Genomic DNA, 18,882 nt, shown 5'->3' on the forward strand with positions numbered 1-18,882 from the left:
AGTGCTAACTGAAAAAAATCTCTGTTTCCAAAGAGGGCCTCTTCAGTTTCGCGCTTGCAGAGTTATGTCTAAATAGATTAGAGTGTGCTTTGAAGAGATAATATACGAAACTTTTTGGTTATTGCTCTTTTACTCCTTTCCACTTGGGGTCAGATATTATTTTGTAGAGATCCGGTCGACGGTCACGGACAAAATGACAATTTAATGTATTTGCACGTGGTGAGAAATGTGGTATTTTACTAGAATAATCTAAATCAATTGTGGCGTTAATTACTTCATCCTCGAGGCTATATGATCTAGCTATTATCTCACCTGAAGGGGATATAATTACACTATTACCCATACCACAATGAGCAGAAGCCACTATCCATGACCCACTCCAATAAGCACCAGCCTGGACTGATAATAAGTGGTGAAAAACACCGAAGTGAGAGCCATGAGATGGATTATTTCCTCCACTAAAAAAGCCCAAGAGTATTAACTCAGCTCCCTTCATCCCCATAACACGCCAAAATTCGGGGAACCTTCGGTCATAACAAATACCCATACCAATTTTGCCGTTATAGGCATTCCAAACTTGAAAAGCTGTATCTCCCGGAATGAAGTATCGTCTCTCCATATACTGGGATTTTCGTCCCGGTATAGGTTCGATGCTACCACCAATATGTGACTTTCTATATTTCCCAATTATTTCTCCATTTTTTCCCACTAATATTGAGGAATTAAAAATCCTATCTCCATCTTTTTCGATATATCCCAGATAAAAACCGATGTTCAACTCTTTTGCTCTCTCAAATATTGGTAAAACTGATGGATTAGGCATTGAATCCTCACAAAATTGTTCTAATTCTGAATTATCTAAGGATAATCCCGCTATACCAATTGTTAAAGAAAATTCAGGGAACACTAAAAGCTCAACACTTCGACGTGCTGCCTCTTCAAGGAGTCTAATGTGACGCTCGACAATCCCTTTTCTAGACTCTTCACGTAAAATTCCGCCAATTTGAGCTGCTCCAACATCAAGTTTTCGTGACATTTTCTGAATTTTTATTACATTAAATATTTAAAAATATATACTATGTACCTAAAATTTTTTTTAAAAAGCACTTTTTACCCACTCAAGATATATTTTCCTCATTTTCTGGTAAGTTTTTCTAGTGCCTCTTTTATCCGTTCCAGTCCATTGGTTAGTCGCTCCCATGGAGCACAACAGCTTATCCTAAAGTGTCCTTCAGTATTGATAGGGCCATAATTTGCTCTTACCAGAACGCCTGCTTCCTTGACGAAATATTCTATAATATCGCGTGGATTCCCTAGCTTATACTTGGAGATGTTGGGATAGAGATAGTATGTTCCTGTTGCCTTAGCACAAGTAACATCTTCAATTTTATTGAGTTTTTCCCAGGAATAATCTCTTCTCTTTTGAACTTCAGGGAGAGTATTTTTCTGCATCCACTCCAGAGCCTCTTGGGAAAGAGCTGCAATACCAGCTTTTTGTCCAATAGTATTAATGCACTCAGTTTCGTAGGAAGATATTGAGCGGTAGACCTTTATTAGATCGGAGTTGGCTATTACGTAACCGATCCTCAAACCACTCATTGCCTCAAGCTTGGAGAAACTTGTTGATGTAATTGTTCGTTCCTTCATCCCAGGTAATGCAGCTATACTATAATGTTTTTTACCGTCAAATACACACCTGCTATAGAGTTCATCACTGAAGACGAGGAGGTCCTCATCTTGTACTACCTCAGATATCTGCTCCAGTTCTTTTTTGGTATATAAATGTCCTGTAGGATTATTGCCATTTGCCATAACAAGCATTTTTGAATTAGGCGTTATTCGATCTACTAACTCCTCGATATTAAGAACCCACTCCTTGTTTGGGTCTGTTGGTTCTGTTAAAGGAACAGGGATTACATTTGCCCCGAAGTTTGGCACCCTTCCTAAAAAATAATCTGGGTCGATCAGCAGTACATCATCACCAGGATTAAGGAAGTGACGTCCAGCTATGTTGAAGCTGAATGAAACACCGTGTGTAGGTTGAATTTCTTTATCGATATCTGCTTCAATTCCATCTTCCCTCAGAGCTTTTTCGGCCACAGCCTCTCTGAAATCTCGGAATCCTCCACCGGGTATGTAATCTGTGTGACCCTCGTCCAACGCCTTTTTTGCCGCTTCGATAACCATCGGTGGAGCGGGCCATGAATATCTAAAAGTTCCAGGAGCGATTTCGATGACATCTTTAAGCCCTCTATCAGCAGCAGACAAGTCCCTAAGAAAGGCACGTTCGGTTCCCATTCGATTTTTTGTTACATCATTCCACCACTTTTTTGAAAGAATCTCCTTTTCAAACCATTCTTGATATTCAGACATTATGTGTTGTACTTTTTTTTTCAGCATATATGCTTTTAGATTTGCGGTATTGCATGATTTTATCCTAAAATCCAGATTTTTTATTTTTATATGTAATAACCAGTGATATCTTAGGTGAACACCTTGCAGAGGCCCAACGAGTCCTTAATAATGCGTTGCGAGGTCCTTTGTGTTCTAGGTCTCATTTTATGCTGTGAACGGAACTGAAAGAGATCAATAGGGTCAAAGAAGGCGCACGAAATTAAACCCTTAGCACTCTAGGGAGATAACTAGCAAAGAACGGAAAAAGAGATCTTCTTAACAATTTTTTTACCATGTTCTAGGTGCACTTAGTTTTCTTCGTGATAAAAAGTCGAAATAGGCATCTTTGGCATTCTCAGCAACAAATTTGATCTTAGTAGCTGAGACCCGCTCATCTCCCATAAAGTGATTTGCAGCATAAGCATTAAACTGAATCGGATAGTTTATTTCAACAGTAATGGGATTACTAAAGGTAAGCGGGGGAATTTCGTGACGACGTTTCAGTCCATCTATTACTGCTTTCTTAATGAGTTTTTGTGTCTTTTTTGGATTAATGCAAATGGCACTAAACATACCAACTCCCTTCTTAACTATTGCAGTCGCCATATTTGGAGCAATATTTGATTGAATGTAGTTTACAGACGCTTCATCCCCCGAAATTGCTACAAGTGGAACACCATAATACCCAGCTAGGCTAGCGTCAAGCCCTGTCTCGGTAAGAGACTTACCATTAAATTTTACTTCTCTAGCATTCCACACATGACACATAAGCGCATCAGCTAAGAGAGGAGGACCATGGGCGCCTATGCATAAAAGAGCATCAAAGGTATCATCGATACCAAACACTTCATCATAAACTTCTCTTGAATTTACTACGGCTGAAACATTTTCTGGAAATTCTTCGTAGAATACGTTCATATTTTTTCCATGTCCATCATTAAACAGAATTTCTGCATCAGGATCCATTTCTAGAACACCCGCAATAGCTGCTTTTACATCGTCAGTCCCCATTCTTTGGGCACGTGGATAAGCAGATGGTACCGAAGAATTAGGGCCCATCTGTGCTTTTATTGCTGTTCCCGTACAGCCTTCCATATCAAAAGCTATGTAAACTTTCATCTTTACCAATACTATTAAACTAGATTGAATATATAACATTCATTCGTGCAAATACCTTTGGATGCGTTTGTTTTGACGCGCGTAACCTTCGGATCTTTCCTATAAAATAAAGGTATAACGCCTAAATTTAGCCTATTATCCTTTTAACAATGAAGATGATGCATGGGTACAAGATGCAAGTTCAAGCATTCCGTGATCCTAAGGCCCTTATCCAGAATCCAATTGAGACCCAAAAGAGTCGGCAATTGTGCTGGCGCATGTGTCCTTAACATGCCATCTCTTTAATCTTATAATCTCAGAAAACTGTTTTAAACATTGAGTCAGAGAACGTTTCTGTCTGACATGTCAAGTGGTTATAAACATTCTTGGCTTAATATCGATGGGGTTAAAACCCATTACATAGAGGCCGGCAAGGGTGACCCCTTCATTCTCATACACGGTGGTGGAGCCGGTTCTTCTGGGGAGGCTAACTACGGAGACATTATTGGCCTCCTAGGAGAGAACTTTCATGCCTTAGCTCCTGATGTGATAGGATTCGGCTATACTGTTCCTCGGGGGCCTCAAGATTATCCGGGGCACGCCCAGGGAGACTTTCTCATCAGGTTCATTGAGGTCCTAAACGAGGGACCTGTTTACTTAGCTGGCAACTCCCACGGGGGATTTCTGTCCCAGTGGGTGGCACATAACAGGCCGGACCTGGTCAGCAGGCTTATAATTATCAACAGCCTGAATGGGACTCATCCGCTTCCAAGCAGGAGATATATCTACGCCCCAGGGGGGCACCAATCCACAAAACCTGACCCGGAAAGCATCAGACAAAAGTTGATCAATTTCTACTCTCATAAAGACCTTGTAACCGATGAAAGAGTAAAGAGAAGTTATGAAATAACTTTGCAAAACTATGAGTATGCCGAAAAAAGAGGAAGAGTGAACAGCTCCACTATAGAGGATGCCAACAGGAACCTCAGTTACAACGGAAGACACATTTCTGAGTGGGGTTCTGAGTTGAAGATGCCTGTGTTGCTAACTTGGAGCGAGCCAGGGTCCAAGATAGAGTGGGGCCTAAGACATTTCTTCAAGGTTCCCGGCTGCGAGATGCACTTATTCCCCTGGTCCGGCCATCATGTTCAGACTGATCAGAGTGATCGTTGGGTCCAGGTTGTCACTAACTGGCTGCTGAACGAACCGGCACGACATCCCGAAGAACCACGCAAACTTATGAACAGACGTTGGAGAGATTCTTGGCTCGATGTCGGAGATATCAAAGCACATTACATCGAAGCAGGTCAGGGAGATACGATTGTACTCGCTCACGGAGGTGGACCTGGTTTCGGTACTCCTTGGGCTGCCACTGTTAATCATTTGAGTGAATATTTCCATGTAGTTGCTCCCGATATTGTTGGTGCGGGTTTCACAGCCCCAAGAGGACCGGAGGACTATCCGGGGCACGCCCAGGGAGACTTTCTTATCAAGTTTATTGTAGCTCTGGATGTAGGGCCGGTCTATCTGGCAGGGCAGTCTCATGGAGGTTTCTTATCGCAATGGGTGGCCCACAAAAGGCCGGACCTTGTAAGGAGATTGATTATATCAAACAGCCTAAATGGAACTCATCCAATTCCGCCGCTACCTGAGGGACAAAAATACATCTATGCTCCTGGTGGACATCAGTGGAGTGTCCCATCAAAAGAAAGTATAAAAGAACGTCTATCCCCGCATTTTGAACCTAGCGAAATCACCGAAGAAGTAATTAATCGTTATTATGAGAATTTGAAAAAAACCATAAGCTATAATGATATGAGAGGAAAAACTGTTAATTATTCGGTAGAATCCGCCAACGTGAACCTCAGTTACAAGGGTAAGCATATCTCGGAGTGGGGTTCAGAGTTGAAAATACCTGTAATGCTCTTGTGGAGTGAACCTGGATCGAAGATTGAGTGGGGTCTGCGACATTTTTTCAAGGTACCTAATTGTGAGATGCACTTGTTTCCTTGGTCTGGGCACGGGTTGCATCGGGATCAAGTGGAGAGATGGGTTCAGATAGTTACAGACTGGTTAAACAATAAAACAGCAAGACCGCCAAACTAGGGTTCCGTGATAACATCTACTTCCGTCTATGAACGAACAACTGTGCATGGGATCTAATTAAACTACCTAACCTGGATGTATATTCAACTACGGCACCACATACGCTGTGATTGTTATGGTGGTCCTCTTCATTAATCCGACCATATTCCAACACAACGAATAGATCTATTTAATTCATACATGTATTTTAGATAAATACTCCAGATAGAAATTTCGTTAGTATTAACCTCATGCCTTAACTTTAGTGGTTGAACTCAGTTAATATATGAGTTTAGAATAAACTTTTTTTTATATTGAGTGTTATCTTATAACACTAGACTTTATCTCCATTTAATTTTTTCTTTTATGGGGCTGTCACTTTTCTATAGTTTAATTTTTTTAAGACAAAATCTCCATGAATTTATTGTTTAAATAAACTTATATTAATATGACGGAAATGTGATCAATATGTCAAGAGTTCACAGAGTCATGGTATCTTTTTCTGAAGAAAACTTAGTGGCGTTACAGACTGAGACTGAAAAGCGAAATTTATCCTCTATCCAGTTTCTCATTCGGGAAATCATAAGGGAAAATTTGGGGATGGAGTTACCAATAGTTGACTTCCGAACTGATGAACTTTGTCCCCAGTGTAAAACAGAAGGTCAGCTTGTTGAATATTCCAACGGTAAAATACATTGTCTTAATTGCTCATAAAAACAGTTTTGAAATATAGCGCGCAAAAAAGATATAATTTACGCAAACCGCCGAGGTCCTACCGCTCCACTTTTCTTTAACCTCTTTTCATTTTATGGTATTCCTTTATTCTATTTACAATTGTAATAATTATTCACGACAATTAAAACTTAATTAATATTATTGGAAAATGATCCTTCAAGTTTGGATAACAATAATGCGCGCTCTGGGACCTCGCTTTCCGGTGTCTAGGCTTTTACTGCTCCAGGATTAAAGATCGGTGCCGTTTATTCAGGGGGCCTTTATCAAGTCCGTTGGAGATTGTGGCCGGGTATCACTTTGTTATAGGGATTCTCATCTGAATCATGCCGTTTTGATCCTGAATCCATTTGCTCCTCTCTTTTTCATCCGTGAAAAGTTGACTGAGACGGGGACTTTTGCCTTGGTGTCTGCGCGCGAATATTTGAGGATAGGGGTGCGTTTAAGGCATTGGACGATTTCTTTCATTTCTGGTATTTGGAGTAGCTGCAGGAGTAATCAGAGAGCTAAGGTTCACTTCAGATTGATATTCCGCATATTGCTCATCCGAAAATATAAATTTATTAATATTCTCTTAACATTCCGAACGAGAAAATTTTTACTTTATCTTCAATTTTGCTTTTCATTATAGAATTTATGAATAGAATCAGAGATCTTTTCACTGTTTTCAGGAGGTAAGTATTCAACAATGCGGCGCAAAGGGAAGGACAAAAGTTCTTTGGTCACTTTCTCTGTAACCGGCAGCATGCCCTTCTTAAATCCAAATCTATCCCTATAGGTTCTATTAAGATGAATTGGTGGGGAATAGGGCATTCCTCCGCGTATCCCGTTCTTTTTTAGGAATAACCACAGCTCATCTCGGTTTGGAACTTTGGTTACGAAACGACAGAACGAATGATAAGCCCAATCTTTCTCAACAGGTATTGTTACTGGAGTTCCTTCGAAAAGTTTCTCAAACTCTCTTACATGATCTCTACGGATTTCTGGTCCAGCTTTTCCATTCATAAATCGTTTTAATTGAACTCTGCCAATTGCAGCGTCGATCTCGCTCATCCTATAGTTATATCCAAGTAAGTCATTTCCTAAATGCAAAGGAAAACCCCTTTTATCTATTTTTTTCATAACTTGACCGCGTCCGTGATTATGGAGCATTTTCACTTTTTGAGCTAGTTCTTCATTGTCGGTAGTCACCATTCCGCCATCACCCATGGTTGTGACATGTTTACCCGGGGCAAAGCTGAACATATTAAGATCGCCGAAAGTACCAACTTTCTTGCTCTTATATCTGGCTCCTAAGGCATGAGCCGCGTTTTCAATCACTATGAGATTGTTGTCTGATGCTAAGTCCATTATTGGACCCATATCTGATGGATGCCCATTTAGATGAGTCGGTACTAGTGCTTTGGTTTTAGATGTCACTTTTTGCTGTGCATCATTAGGATCCATAGTAAAACTTTCTTCATCAATATCACAGAAAACAGGTTTTACTCCCTGAAAAATCATCATATCTGTGACTGAATAGAATGAGTGTGATTGAGTGATTATCTCGTCGCCGGGTTTAAAGTCACACGCAATATAGGCTAGATGTAGTCCTGCGGTACCTGAGCTGACGGCGACTGCATATTTAGTCCCTACATATTCCGCGAATTCCTTCTCAAAATTTTCAATTTGCTCCCCATAGATGGGATATCTCGGCGTGGAAAGGACTTTGTGAACTGCATCCACTTCTTCTTGGGTTATTGCAAACATTTTGTTTATGTACGGGTTTGCAATTGTTTTGTCCATATTCATCTGAGAAAATATTTTCGATTATATTGTTAAGCTTTTCCGATATTGGTGCAATATTACTATTATTTGTTGTTGTTTAGAATTTTACTTTGGACTTTAATTTACCATTATTTTTGATGTACGTGCAATAAAAAAATGAAGATAAAAATAGGTGCTAGACTCCGCCAATAACAAACACCTCAGATGCTAACTCAGAAATCACTACCCCAAAAAAAGGACCGGTAAGAAACCCCTCAACTACCTAGCGACGCTCAAGGCTCAGTTGTTGAAGTATCTACTCTAAATACCCTGTGACCGAAGACTTGCCCATGTCTCAAACACGGTAGACAAACAGCTAATGCTTACGACTTTCTAAAAATTTTTTACGCCACAACTTCTTCACCCACTTCAGACACAGACTCGGAAAGGAGACCTACCCCACAATTTTCAACCAGCTAGTCAGGAAGTTACTTTAAGCTAGGGCCGTTAAGGGAAACGTCATAGCCGTCAACAGCACCACGTAGATGCCCACAGCTAATGATCCCCCAACAAATTCACCGGTAAATGCGATCCAATAGCCTGATTAGGCCGAGGCAAGCGCGTGTAGACACAATAGCATCTACAACCAATTAATAGCAAAAAGGAGGGATGAGGAGATGGACTGATAGCTGAAAAAGAACATCTGGAAAGTCCTCTTTAGTCTTACACTACAGCAGCTATGCTCTAAACGGGTCTTGAAACGGATAATGGGGGGAATCACTAAGCACTGACTTAGCCCCAATCCCCACTTTCTACAGCATTATGAATAGGGGTCCTATGAAGCAGATAAGGACAGAACTTGCGGGACAGGCAACTGACTCACATCTCCACCTTTTTTGCGCGAGAGGCCACCCGAAATAGAAAAAACAGGAACACTATCGAATAGCCTGAAAGGTTTTGTGGTTTTTCCTATTTATTGTGACCCGATGGATAGATGTCGCAGGAAGTATTCGGTCATCAGGGTGAACAGGTGGAGTTGGGTGTTCCCGCCTCGAAGCGGATGATCCCGCCCATGGTATAACATTAGGTCAAACTGTTTGTTAGAGTTCTGGAACGCCTCCGCCACCTCTAGAGTGTTCTGCAGTTGCACATTGTCATCCGCCATCCCATGCACCAGCATAAGGTGGCCCCTCAGTTTATGCGCGTAGGTGACCACCGCCTCCTTATTGTAGGCGTTCTTATTCTCCGGGAGCAGCCCCAAATATCTCTCCGCCCAGACGCTAGAATAGAGGAGATAGTTCGTGACTGACGCCTGGGCAATTCCAACTTTAAAGTAGTCCGATCCCTCGGTCAAAGCCAGACATGTGAGATATCCCCCTCCACTCCGACCCCAGATGCCAAAGCGTAACGGATCTACATAGGAAAAACCTGCAAGGTACTTTGCCCCTTCAATGTGATCCTGCAGGGGCACTGTGCCTAGGTTCTGGTACATAAAATTCTCAAATACCTTTCCACGACCACCGGTACCACGGTTATCAATAGTAAACACAATGTATCCCTTTTGGGTCATTAGCTTATGCCAGAGTCCCCGTGCCCCGCCCCACCGATTGACGACTGACTGGGAGCTAACTCCCCCATATGCGTAGAAGATGACCGGATACTTTCTTTCCCGTTTAAAGTCAACCGGCCGTGTCATGACCGCATTTAGAGATATGCCGTTACCTGTGCGAACCGTTAGGAACTCAGGCTCCGCGAGATCGAATTCCGCCAAGCTTGACAATTCACCCCCTTTCACTACTCTGATGAGGGACCCCTCAGATCGGTGGATGCTTATCTTTGGCGGAGTGTTCACGTCGGAGAATGTTTTCATAAAACTCTTGGCATTCGGTGAGAATGACGCGGAGTGCCATCCGGGTTTTTTGCTGAGGCGTTGCATCATCTGACCGTCGAGCCTAATGCGGTAGAGATGCTGTTCGGTGACCCCATCCCTTTTGCCATCGAAGTACATCCAGCCATCCGCCTCATCAACACAGAGCACAGATCGGGTCGATCTACCGGCATTCATCTCCCATTCTCCCCTCGTGATCTGGTTTACCTGACGGCCATCGTAGTCGTACAGGTAAGCGTGTTTATACCCACTGCGTTCGGATGTCCAAATGAAGCGGTCAGAGTCCTTTAGGAAAGTCAGGTCATCGTCAATACGTACCCAGTAGGGATCAGTCTCTGTTAGAATTACCTTAGACTCGCCTGTATCTATGTTGGCAAAAAGCAGTTCTAATTTATTTTGCTGCCGGTTAAGTCGCTCTATTGCCACCAACGAAGGGTCTCGTGTCCACTTAAGCCGAGGGAAATAGACGTCAGTTTCGGGGCCGAGTTTCAGCCAGGTCGTCTGACCCGTCTCAAGGTGGAAGACGCCGATACTCAGCCTCCAGTTCGTCTCCCCCGACTTTGGGTACTTAATTCGGTGAACCTTAGGATATGTCGTCATGTAGTCAATGAGAGGAACCGTGCGTACGGCAGTCTGGTCCACGTGCACGAAAACAATCCGCTTGCTATCTGGCGACCAGTACCATCCGTCCTCTCCAAAGCCCTTGTTTAATCCGTTCAAGATGTCCTCGTTCCCATCAAATGTTAGCTGGCTTTCGATGCCGGATGAACGATCAAACATAAACAGGTTTCCGCCCCTGACGAACCCGATTTTGGTGCCGTCGGGCGCTATCTTAGCGTGCTTTTGGCCGCCAGCGATATCGGATAAAGGCATTAGCGCGCAAGTTTGTGCATCATAGACGTAGTAATGAATATCACTGGGTGGGGTTCCGAAAAGGAACCTTGGTTGCTCAGAAGGTCCGGCAATCAGGAAATATAGACCGTCGTCAGTCACCTGAAAACCATTGATTGGGATGTTTGAGCTGCTCTGGTTAAGCACCAGAAATTTTCCTTCGATAAGGACGTCGCGTTTACCATCATCGACCCGTTCTTGATATATGTTCTTGGTTTCACCGTCAGGATCATCATCCACATACAAGAACGCCGAACTGTCGGAAGTCCATTGAAGATTCTGCATGGACACTCCGTTCCAATCTACGTCAGGCCCGAATATGTCATCGAGCGTAAGCAAACGTTTTGCTCCCATAATACCCTTATTTCTAGCTTACATACATAACCATTTTTCTTTTGCATGAATTCCTTTCAACCTCCCTGTGTTCGGCAGATTCAAAGCAAACACTAAGAACGTTCCTAAAATAACGACGTACACACCAGAAAGATCCTCTCGGTTCTACCAGGTCCTCTACCTGAAGAATCCCTGGCTCAACGAAATCCTGTATTGTCAGAGATTTTATTGGATGATCGTGTATCTTGTGATAATTTTATTGATATGTCTGATTCTTATCATTCCCAACTTTATTCATAACCCCTATAACTAACCCCCCACCATTGTACATTGAGGAAGGGGTTTTGGGGTATTTTCCCCGTTTTTTTCCCCTATCCTCACCCATTTTTCGTTTAATGAAAACCTGTACACGAAAAGATAAAATAATTCTTCCAGCGAATGAGGCACTATGGATGGCCGAATAAGCAGGACGATGGAGAATCTAAAGAAGCATAATATTAACTGCTTTTTCGTGAAGGACGAAAGGGAGGCTCGGGAGAAGGTCTTAGAGCTGGTGGAGCCAGGCGCTTCAGTGGGCATGGGTGGCTCAATGAGCGTCCACTCTATCAGCGTGGTACCTGAGCTCGAGAAGAGGAACACAATGTTCAACCCTTACGATCGGGAAGGGAAGGTAGATAAATCCAAGAACCAGACTGCAATTAGGCGGATGGGTTTGGTAGCAGACTATTTTCTCACGGGAACCAACTCCATCACAGAGGACGGTTACATCGTTAACACAGATGGAATGGGTAACCGGGTAGGTGCAATCTCCTTCGGGCCAAAGAAGCTGATTCTGGTAGCTGGAGTTAATAAGCTAGTACCGGATGTCCACGGGGCTCTTGAGCGGATAAGAACAGTAGCAGCTCCGTTGAATGGAAAGCGCCATAGCTGGGATGATATTCCCTGTGCTACGACGAACGACCCTGACTGTAACCTATGCATTTCCACTCATAGGCAGTGCAACTCGACACTGATCACCCATAACTCACGGGACCCGGAACGGATCAACATCGTCCTTGTGGATAAAGACCTAGGATACTGACCAATAGCGTTGGAGTAATCCGCGCCATCCGTGTTTTCCTTTTATCAGGAATATTCAGGTTCTCGAGGAGTTTGGCATTGTTGTGCGGGTATAATTAGTTTGCGCGCAGTCTCATTTCTCACTTATCAGTACCACGGGAGTTTCATTCTATCAAGGGGAATATTTCAATATTTTATCAATAGCCTCTCTTTTTCTTTCTGAAGGACAAGTTCGGCAATTGGGAATAATTCCTTTTTAAGCCTATGCGACATCATTGACAACTTTTATTTCTGCGTCAAAATTAAAAGGGGTAGTTCTCACGTCATGTCTCCTTTTTTTATAGGACCTATAATATTTTTCTTCTGTTTCTAACGAGCTCGACGAAAAAAAGATTTTTAATGTACCCTGAGGGAGTCCTATCGAACCATAATGATGGGACTTCATACCCCCGAACTGATCATTATAATTTTCATGATTCTCCTGTTATTTAGAGGGAAGAAACTCCCTGAACTTGCCCGTTCTATGGGATTAGCGGTCCAAGAGTACACAAGGGTAACCAAGGGTCCCGTAAAATATATTGAATCAAAAACCATGGACGAGAAGGATGAGGAAAGAGGGGCGATCCTCAAAGCGGCTAGGAAGATAGACAAAAAGACAACGGGAACTGACATCCTCGAAATCTCCCAGGACATCCCGAGGACTGCGGGTCAGAAAGAGGATTAGTCTCGTTCTCTGTTGTCATTCAGTGACTTGGAGTGCCTATGTGAATTGAAGGGTATCCAGAATTGTAGTGGCATCGTCCTCGCGGGGGGCAAGGGAACCCGGCTCGGACACAGCAAACCCCATGTGCGATTGGGCTCGATGAGCCTTATCGAGCACGTAATTGATGCCGCATTAACTCTCTTTGATGAAGTATTACTCGTTGTTGGCAAAGACGCTGATTTATTTTCTGTCATCCAAAAACAACATCCTTTACTTACTATCATAAGTGATGACCAGGAGGGTATAGGCCCTATGATGGGCATGTATACAGGGATGAAAAGGCTGACCACTGAATACTCCCTTGTCCTCCCATGTGATGCCCCCTTCGTCAGTGTTCCCCTGATGAGGGCGTTAATTGGGCTCGCAAGAGGCTCAGACGCAGCTATCCCAATATGGCCGAACAAAAACGTGGAACCCCTCCACAGCGTCTATCGTGTCTCACCTTCGATCCAGGCAATCAAGTCCGCTCTGAACTGCGGAGAGAAGAGCGTCTTGGACATGATAAAGCGTCTAGAAAAGATCAACTTTGTCCCAGTTGACTCCCTTAGGAAATTCGACAGCGAACTCCACACGTTTTTCAACGTGAATTACTCTGAGGACCTAAAGACCGCTTATGAAATTCAATCTGTGAGCGAATAATCCTGTTTCTGTCTATTGCCTAAACTCTTTTGAAGAATTTTCTTATCTCCTCCGAGATCTTGTTGGTTCAAGTCGGTTCATCTACGCTATGGTGATTGGGGATTTATAGCTGAGTGTGAGCGAGTGTGAAAAGTTCTTCTCCGCGTTTGTTTTAGCAGTCCCAATGTACCCGGATTTAATGTAGAACTATGTCCATTACCCTTTCAGAGCCAGAACTGGGGCAGCTATTTTATTCTCGGGATCATGAAAGTATTTGTAGGACTCTGGACCTAAAAAATAGGTTAGTAGTTCTCTTTAGATCATTCCCCCTGTTCATGAACCGCATCATCTTGACCAACGCTGCGACTAATCTCGCAAGAAAAGCCATCGTCAGAACGGAGAGGAAGGATATCTGTTTGCAATTTCTTACCGTAGCTTTTTCTATTATTTACCGCCTCCACATTGGTATGCTGATGGGGGGCCTTCCCCGCATAGTCTCTGAGAGCATGCAAGCTATGGACCTCAAGGACTTAACTAGATGTTTCCTATGATTGGGGTGACAATACCCATGGATCTATCCAAGAATTGTAATTCCGCTAAGAGGGAGATCGTCCCAATTCTTGCTGTAATCGGCACTAGTGGCTCTGGGAAGACGACGCTTATTGAGTGCATCGTAAAAAATTTGACTGATAGGGGGCTTAGGGTTGGCACAGTTAAACATGTACACCACCACGGATTCACAATTGATACGGAGGGAAAGGATACCTGGAGGCATTCGAAAGCCGGGGCAAGGGTGGTCATATGCGTTTCCCCCAATGAGATGGTAAAGATCCGGCATCGGCTCTCTCCGCATGATAATGATCTAGGGAGTGCCCTCAACTCCGTCAGGGAGGATAACCTAGACCTGCTGATTCTTGAGGGCTTCCGATCAGAGGTCTCCGGCAATGAGAGGATTCAGAAAATCGTTGTCGCTAAAGATGAAAAGTCTCTTCAAAAAGTTTTGGAGAACGTCAAAAGCCCTTTACTTGCTATTTCTGGGCCAGTAGCAAATGGAACTGATCTCAAATTGGATAAAGGGGTCCCCCTCATTGATATACCTCGAAACAGAGAACAACTCATCCAGCGGATATTCAACGCCTTCATGTTGTGAAGAGCTTCGCGAATGCCCGAAATAATAGATTAAATGTGCCAATTAACCAGCGAAGTGATGCTATTGTACCCTTGATTGGTGAACAAGACGCTTTTGACAATAACAAAAATCCATTAGGATCGCCCTTATCAAGGTTGGCTCAGAAAGATGCAAAGCGGTCCTGAACGACCTTCCTCTTGATCTTGGAGCTGCTGTCCAGGTCATCTCGCGCGAACCTACTTATGCGTTTGACCTCGACCTTGAGCCCCCGTTTCTCGATGGCCTCCCTTGCCATTGCTTCAATGCCATCCTGATCATAGCCAACGGCGATGACGTCAGGTTTGACTCTATCGATGACGGCGGCCATATCTAGCTCTCTGAACCCCAAGAGAACCTTGTCTACCACTTTGAGAGCCTCCACGACCGCCCTTCTCTGGTCCTCTGGGATTACAGGGGGGTGCCCTTTGAGCCTCCTGATGGTCTCGTCCCTGGCCACAATGACCACAAGCTTGGCGTCGGGACCCCCGAGGCGTTTCGCCTCCTCCAGGAGGCGGATATGGCCGTAGTGTATAAGGTCGAAGGCTCCAGAGGTGAGGACCGTCTTCATTTTTACCACTTGAATTCAACGAGACCTAGGAGTCTGAGGGTGTCTAGTATTCCCTCTGCGTAGCTTACCGAGGCTAGGGCCGTTGCCTTCCGCTCCGCTTGGTAATACTCCCCGTCGTCGAGGTAGTTGGCCGCGTGTAATGTTAAAGCCTTTACCCTTTCGAGGGTAACAGATCTAGGGAGATCTTCAGTGTTGAACTCCTGGATGACCCTCCTGCAGCTCTCCGAGTACTTTTTGATGAGCCGGTCTAACTCCCCGACTGGGTTGTGCAGTTCTAGGGCTTTTTCAGGGCAGGCCGCGAGGGTCCTCAATGCTTCTATCTCGTGGAAGTGGAGCCTCCCCGGGATAATGAGCGCATGGGGGGGCTTCTTGAGGTCGTGCCCGGCGAAGGCCTTGGCGAAATCGGCCTTGATCTCCTGGTCTGTCCACCCGAGGCGGGCAATGCCAACGGTAAGAGTTTCACCCCTGTAGGTCTCTGGCTGGTCGGCGTTCAGAAGGATCTTGATAGCCCCTTTGATGGTGTGGGCTTTTTTGTTCACCGTGTCCAGGTCCAGGAGGATAAGAGTGTGGAGGCCGTACTCTCGGTTTTCCCGAAGAGTAGTAAGGACTGTATCCGGGGGAGCCTTATTTGGGAGTGGAAGGGTAACTGTACGCCCGAACTTGTAGGGGCTAAGCCCTGCCTCGGCTACCGCAGTGATAATAGATGAGCCGTGAACAACCCTAGTGGGGATACCTTCATGGGTAGCCTCGAGGATAAGGCTGACATGGGTAGTGGCAGTAAGGGCGTCCCCCCCAACTAACACTCCTATGTCACCTTGCCTAGCCTCCTCGATGAGAGTATAAGAACTATCCTCCATCCGGCCTCGGGGGAGCTCAATCACCTTTTTACCAATGGCCTCAGAGAGCAGATCTATGTTAGTGTCTAGGATCATGGTGTATAATTCGGCGTAGAGTATATCACAGCCCCGTGCTGCCTGGAGGGCCCGCTGGCTCAGGTCAGTGTGGTCGGTGAGACCGATGCTGATAAGGGTGAGGGTTAATTCTATCTCTCCTTGAGGGGGAAGCGATAGATGTTGCCACACTTAAGGCAGGTGGTGGCCACATGTGGCTCTCGACGCTGGCGTATCCTGGTGCGGCAGGTAGAACCGGGGACGAGATATGTGTCACATTTCCGGCAGACCTGGCGGCGGAGGTAAGGTGGAAGATGTATTCGGCTTCTCTGGGCGATCTTGCGGGCGAGGTCAACGTGACGCTGGGCTTGCTGGGGATAGATGGAGAATTTGGATTCCGCTTGCTGGAAGAGAATGTGTATCCTTTCTAAAGCGATCTTGGCATTTTGTTTGGCCATTTTGAGTTGCCTTTTGTTCGGGTTTTGGGTTTGGTGCTGGAGTTAATAAGCATATTCTTCAATGAAAAAGGGAAGTTGATTTTTTTTGGTCTTACGTAAAATATGTAATAATAACCGTGCTCTCGGAAATTTTGGAGGTAATACGCGCGGTCGTGTGTTCGGGGAAGTCAAGTGGTATAGAATACAAACACCTTGAGGGTGAATCTGTAGGAAATTACAAATGCGCGACTCCAAAAAAACCCTAACCTAACTGCTTTACCAATTATATATGGCGACGGGTCAAACCTAGCCTTCTTCTTTGAGCCTAGAAACGTTTAAGACAACTGATCCTCACCAAAATCTGGTATCATAATGGCTGCACTCAGAAAACCCCTAGATGAGATGCAATACATCCTGGCAACCGACGTTGGAAGTACTACTACTAAAGCTCGGCTCTTTCATAAAAAAGATGGTAATTGGCGATTCCTCGTGGCTGGCGAGGCCCCTACCACTGTGGAGACCCCATACGAAGACGTAACCATGGGAGTCCAGAACGCAGTTCGGGAGATAGAGGAACTCACTGGTCACAGAATTCTTGCCCCGGATGGGAAAGGCATTGTGGTACCCTCTGATAGGAACGTAGGGGTAGATCTCTATTGCACAACTAGCAGCGCTGGGGGAGGCCTTCAGATGATGGTGGGTGGTTTAATCCAGTCGATGTCAGCAGAAAGCGCAAATAGGGCAGCCTTGGGCGCAGGCGCCATCGTGATGGACGTCATTGCTAGGGACGACGGTCGTATGCCCTACCAAAAGATCCAGAGAATCAGGAACCTCAGGCCAGACATGATCCTCCTCGCTGGGGGTACTGACGGGGGCGCGTCGGGTCATGTCATGGAGATAGCTGAGCTTATAAAGGCCTCGGAGCCTAAGCCACGCCTCGGCATCGGCTACGAACTCCCCATCGTCTACGCAGGGAACAAGGCTCTAAGGACCCAGATCGAAAAGCTGATGGGGAAGGACTTTGCCCTAGACATGGTAGACAATATCAGACCTGTCTTAGAGGTGGAAAATACGGAGCCGGCTAGGCGTGCGGTCCATGAGCTTTTTATGGAGCACGTAATGAGCCACGCACCTGGCTATACCAAACTAATGGAGTGGACAGATGTTGATATCATGCCCACCCCGGCTGGAGAGGGGATAGCCATGCAGCTAATAGCAGATACGTATAAGCAAAACGTGCTTGGAGTAGGTCTCGGTGGTGCTACCACCAACGTTTACTCAGTAGTGGAGGGACGTTTTGTGAGGAGCGTCTCTGCAAACTTGGGCATGAGTTATAGCGTCACCAATGTGATGAAGGAGGCTGGGATCGACAAGATCATGAGGTGGATCCCCTTTAGCCTCGATAAAGAGGAGGTCTCTAGTCGGCTCATGAATAAGATGATTCGTCCCACCACTATCCCACAGACTCTGGAGGACCTAATAGTCGAGCATTCCGTGGCCCGGGAGGCCCTCCGGCTGGGGCTGGTCCACCATAGGACCATTGCTACCAGACTGAAAGGGGTACAGCTCGAACGGAGCATCGCGGATATGTTCAACCAGGAGGTGGAGGATACTTACGTCAAGATGATGGCCATTGACATCCTCGCCGGCACAGGAGGTCTCCTGAGCCACGCCCCTAGGAGGATCCAGAGTATGCTCATCCTCACCGATGCCTGGCAGCCCGAAGGTATCACCCGCATGTTCCAGGACAGTGTCTTCATGATGCCCCACTTAGGGGTATTAGCCAGCACTATCCATAAAGAGGCAGCATGGAACATATTCGACAAAGATTGCCTAGTCCGCCTTGGGACATGCATTGCCCCCGCAGGGACCGCCGAACTTGGTGAGCCAGTTCTGAAGGTTGAGATGACCCTGTCCGGAGGCGAGAGCCTAATAATGGAGCTAGATTTCGGCGAGGTAAAGCTGATACCCCTAGCCGAGGGACAGGAAGCGAAGGCCATCATCACCCCCGCAAAGCTGTTCGATATGGGCGATGGACCCGGAACCGCAGTGGAGCGGACCATCATGGGTGGTGTTGCCGGGGTTCTTCTTGACGCTAGGGGAAGACCATTGCATCTTCCTGAAGATGACGTGCAGAGGAAAGAGCTCTTGATTAAATGGTTTACTTCTCTGGGTCTTTACCCAGAGGAGAGGCTTAGGGAGCTAATTTGAG

15 protein-coding genes are annotated in these 18,882 nt (G+C 45.3%); 7 read left to right on the plus strand and 8 right to left on the minus strand.

From position 1 onward, the window contains the following. Window positions 1-118 precede the first annotated feature (118 nt). From QGG23_05860 to QGG23_05870, 3 genes are all read right to left on the minus strand, one after another. The gene (locus QGG23_05860) at window positions 119-1,036 is read right to left on the minus strand and encodes a nitrilase-related carbon-nitrogen hydrolase (protein MDP6048950.1); all 918 of its coding nucleotides are present in this window, start codon (window positions 1,034-1,036) and stop codon (window positions 119-121) included. Between the two features lie 98 nt (window positions 1,037-1,134). Beyond that, window positions 1,135-2,400 carry a pyridoxal phosphate-dependent aminotransferase gene (locus QGG23_05865; GenBank protein MDP6048951.1) on the minus strand — a complete coding sequence of 422 codons (1,266 nt, stop codon included), beginning with the start codon at window positions 2,398-2,400 and terminating at the stop codon, window positions 1,135-1,137. A 282-nt stretch (window positions 2,401-2,682) separates the two neighbouring features. Then, complete coding sequence (locus tag QGG23_05870) at window positions 2,683-3,513, minus strand: M55 family metallopeptidase (GenBank protein ID MDP6048952.1); 831 nt, start codon at window positions 3,511-3,513, stop codon at window positions 2,683-2,685. Window positions 3,514-3,855: 342 nt separating this feature from the next. On the opposite strand from QGG23_05870, the gene QGG23_05875 reads away from it, so the two are divergent. Beyond that, window positions 3,856-5,598: an alpha/beta hydrolase gene (locus QGG23_05875; GenBank protein ID MDP6048953.1), complete on the plus strand. Its 1,743-nt coding sequence runs from the start codon at window positions 3,856-3,858 to the stop codon at window positions 5,596-5,598. A gap of 1,320 nt (window positions 5,599-6,918) precedes the next feature. On the opposite strand, the gene QGG23_05880 is transcribed toward QGG23_05875, so the two are convergent. Both QGG23_05880 and QGG23_05885 read right to left on the minus strand, forming a co-directional pair. After that, window positions 6,919-8,100, minus strand: a complete 1,182-nt coding sequence (locus QGG23_05880; GenBank protein ID MDP6048954.1) for a DegT/DnrJ/EryC1/StrS family aminotransferase — start codon at window positions 8,098-8,100, stop codon at window positions 6,919-6,921. A 928-nt stretch (window positions 8,101-9,028) separates the two neighbouring features. Beyond that, complete coding sequence (locus QGG23_05885; protein ID MDP6048955.1) at window positions 9,029-11,173, minus strand: DPP IV N-terminal domain-containing protein; 2,145 nt, start codon at window positions 11,171-11,173, stop codon at window positions 9,029-9,031. A gap of 442 nt (window positions 11,174-11,615) precedes the next feature. Here QGG23_05885 and QGG23_05890 point away from each other — a divergent pair, with 442 nt between their 5' ends. The 5 genes from QGG23_05890 (at window position 11,616) to mobB (ending at window position 14,757) form a co-directional block, all read left to right on the plus strand. Beyond that, window positions 11,616-12,248, plus strand: a complete 633-nt coding sequence (locus QGG23_05890; GenBank protein MDP6048956.1) for a lactate utilization protein — start codon at window positions 11,616-11,618, stop codon at window positions 12,246-12,248. A 408-nt stretch (window positions 12,249-12,656) separates the two neighbouring features. Continuing rightward, window positions 12,657-12,950, plus strand: coding sequence for a twin-arginine translocase TatA/TatE family subunit (locus QGG23_05895; GenBank protein MDP6048957.1), 294 nt, complete (start codon window positions 12,657-12,659; stop codon window positions 12,948-12,950). A gap of 45 nt (window positions 12,951-12,995) precedes the next feature. Then, the gene (locus QGG23_05900; GenBank protein ID MDP6048958.1) at window positions 12,996-13,628 is read left to right on the plus strand and encodes a molybdenum cofactor guanylyltransferase; all 633 of its coding nucleotides are present in this window, start codon (window positions 12,996-12,998) and stop codon (window positions 13,626-13,628) included. 314 nt (window positions 13,629-13,942) lie between these two features. Next, the gene (locus QGG23_05905; protein ID MDP6048959.1) at window positions 13,943-14,158 is read left to right on the plus strand and encodes a hypothetical protein; all 216 of its coding nucleotides are present in this window, start codon (window positions 13,943-13,945) and stop codon (window positions 14,156-14,158) included. A 17-nt stretch (window positions 14,159-14,175) separates the two neighbouring features. After that, window positions 14,176-14,757 (plus strand): molybdopterin-guanine dinucleotide biosynthesis protein B, encoded by a 582-nt coding sequence (gene mobB / locus QGG23_05910; GenBank protein MDP6048960.1) that lies wholly within the window; start codon window positions 14,176-14,178, stop codon window positions 14,755-14,757. A gap of 139 nt (window positions 14,758-14,896) precedes the next feature. On the opposite strand, the gene QGG23_05915 is transcribed toward mobB, so the two are convergent. Genes QGG23_05915 through QGG23_05925 form a run of 3 tightly spaced genes read right to left on the minus strand, consistent with a single transcriptional unit; the run spans window position 14,897 to window position 16,691 of the window. Then, entirely contained in the window at window positions 14,897-15,343 is a 447-nt protein-coding gene (locus QGG23_05915; GenBank protein ID MDP6048961.1) for an FAD synthase, read from the minus strand. A 2-nt stretch (window positions 15,344-15,345) separates the two neighbouring features. Continuing rightward, window positions 15,346-16,425 (minus strand): diphthine synthase, encoded by a 1,080-nt coding sequence (gene dph5 / locus QGG23_05920; GenBank protein MDP6048962.1) that lies wholly within the window; start codon window positions 16,423-16,425, stop codon window positions 15,346-15,348. Continuing rightward, entirely contained in the window at window positions 16,386-16,691 is a 306-nt protein-coding gene (locus QGG23_05925) for a ribonuclease P (protein MDP6048963.1), read from the minus strand. Before QGG23_05925 ends, dph5 begins: the two co-directional genes overlap by 40 nt. Before the next feature lie 351 nt (window positions 16,692-17,042). Between QGG23_05925 and QGG23_05930 the strand changes: the two genes are divergently transcribed. Further along, window positions 17,043-18,881 (plus strand): glutamate mutase L, encoded by a 1,839-nt coding sequence (locus tag QGG23_05930; protein ID MDP6048964.1) that lies wholly within the window; start codon window positions 17,043-17,045, stop codon window positions 18,879-18,881. The last annotated feature ends 1 nt before the right edge of the window (window position 18,882 follow it).

This window comes from Candidatus Bathyarchaeota archaeon, assembly GCA_030739585.1.
GTDB lineage: Archaea > Thermoproteota > Bathyarchaeia > TCS64 > TCS64.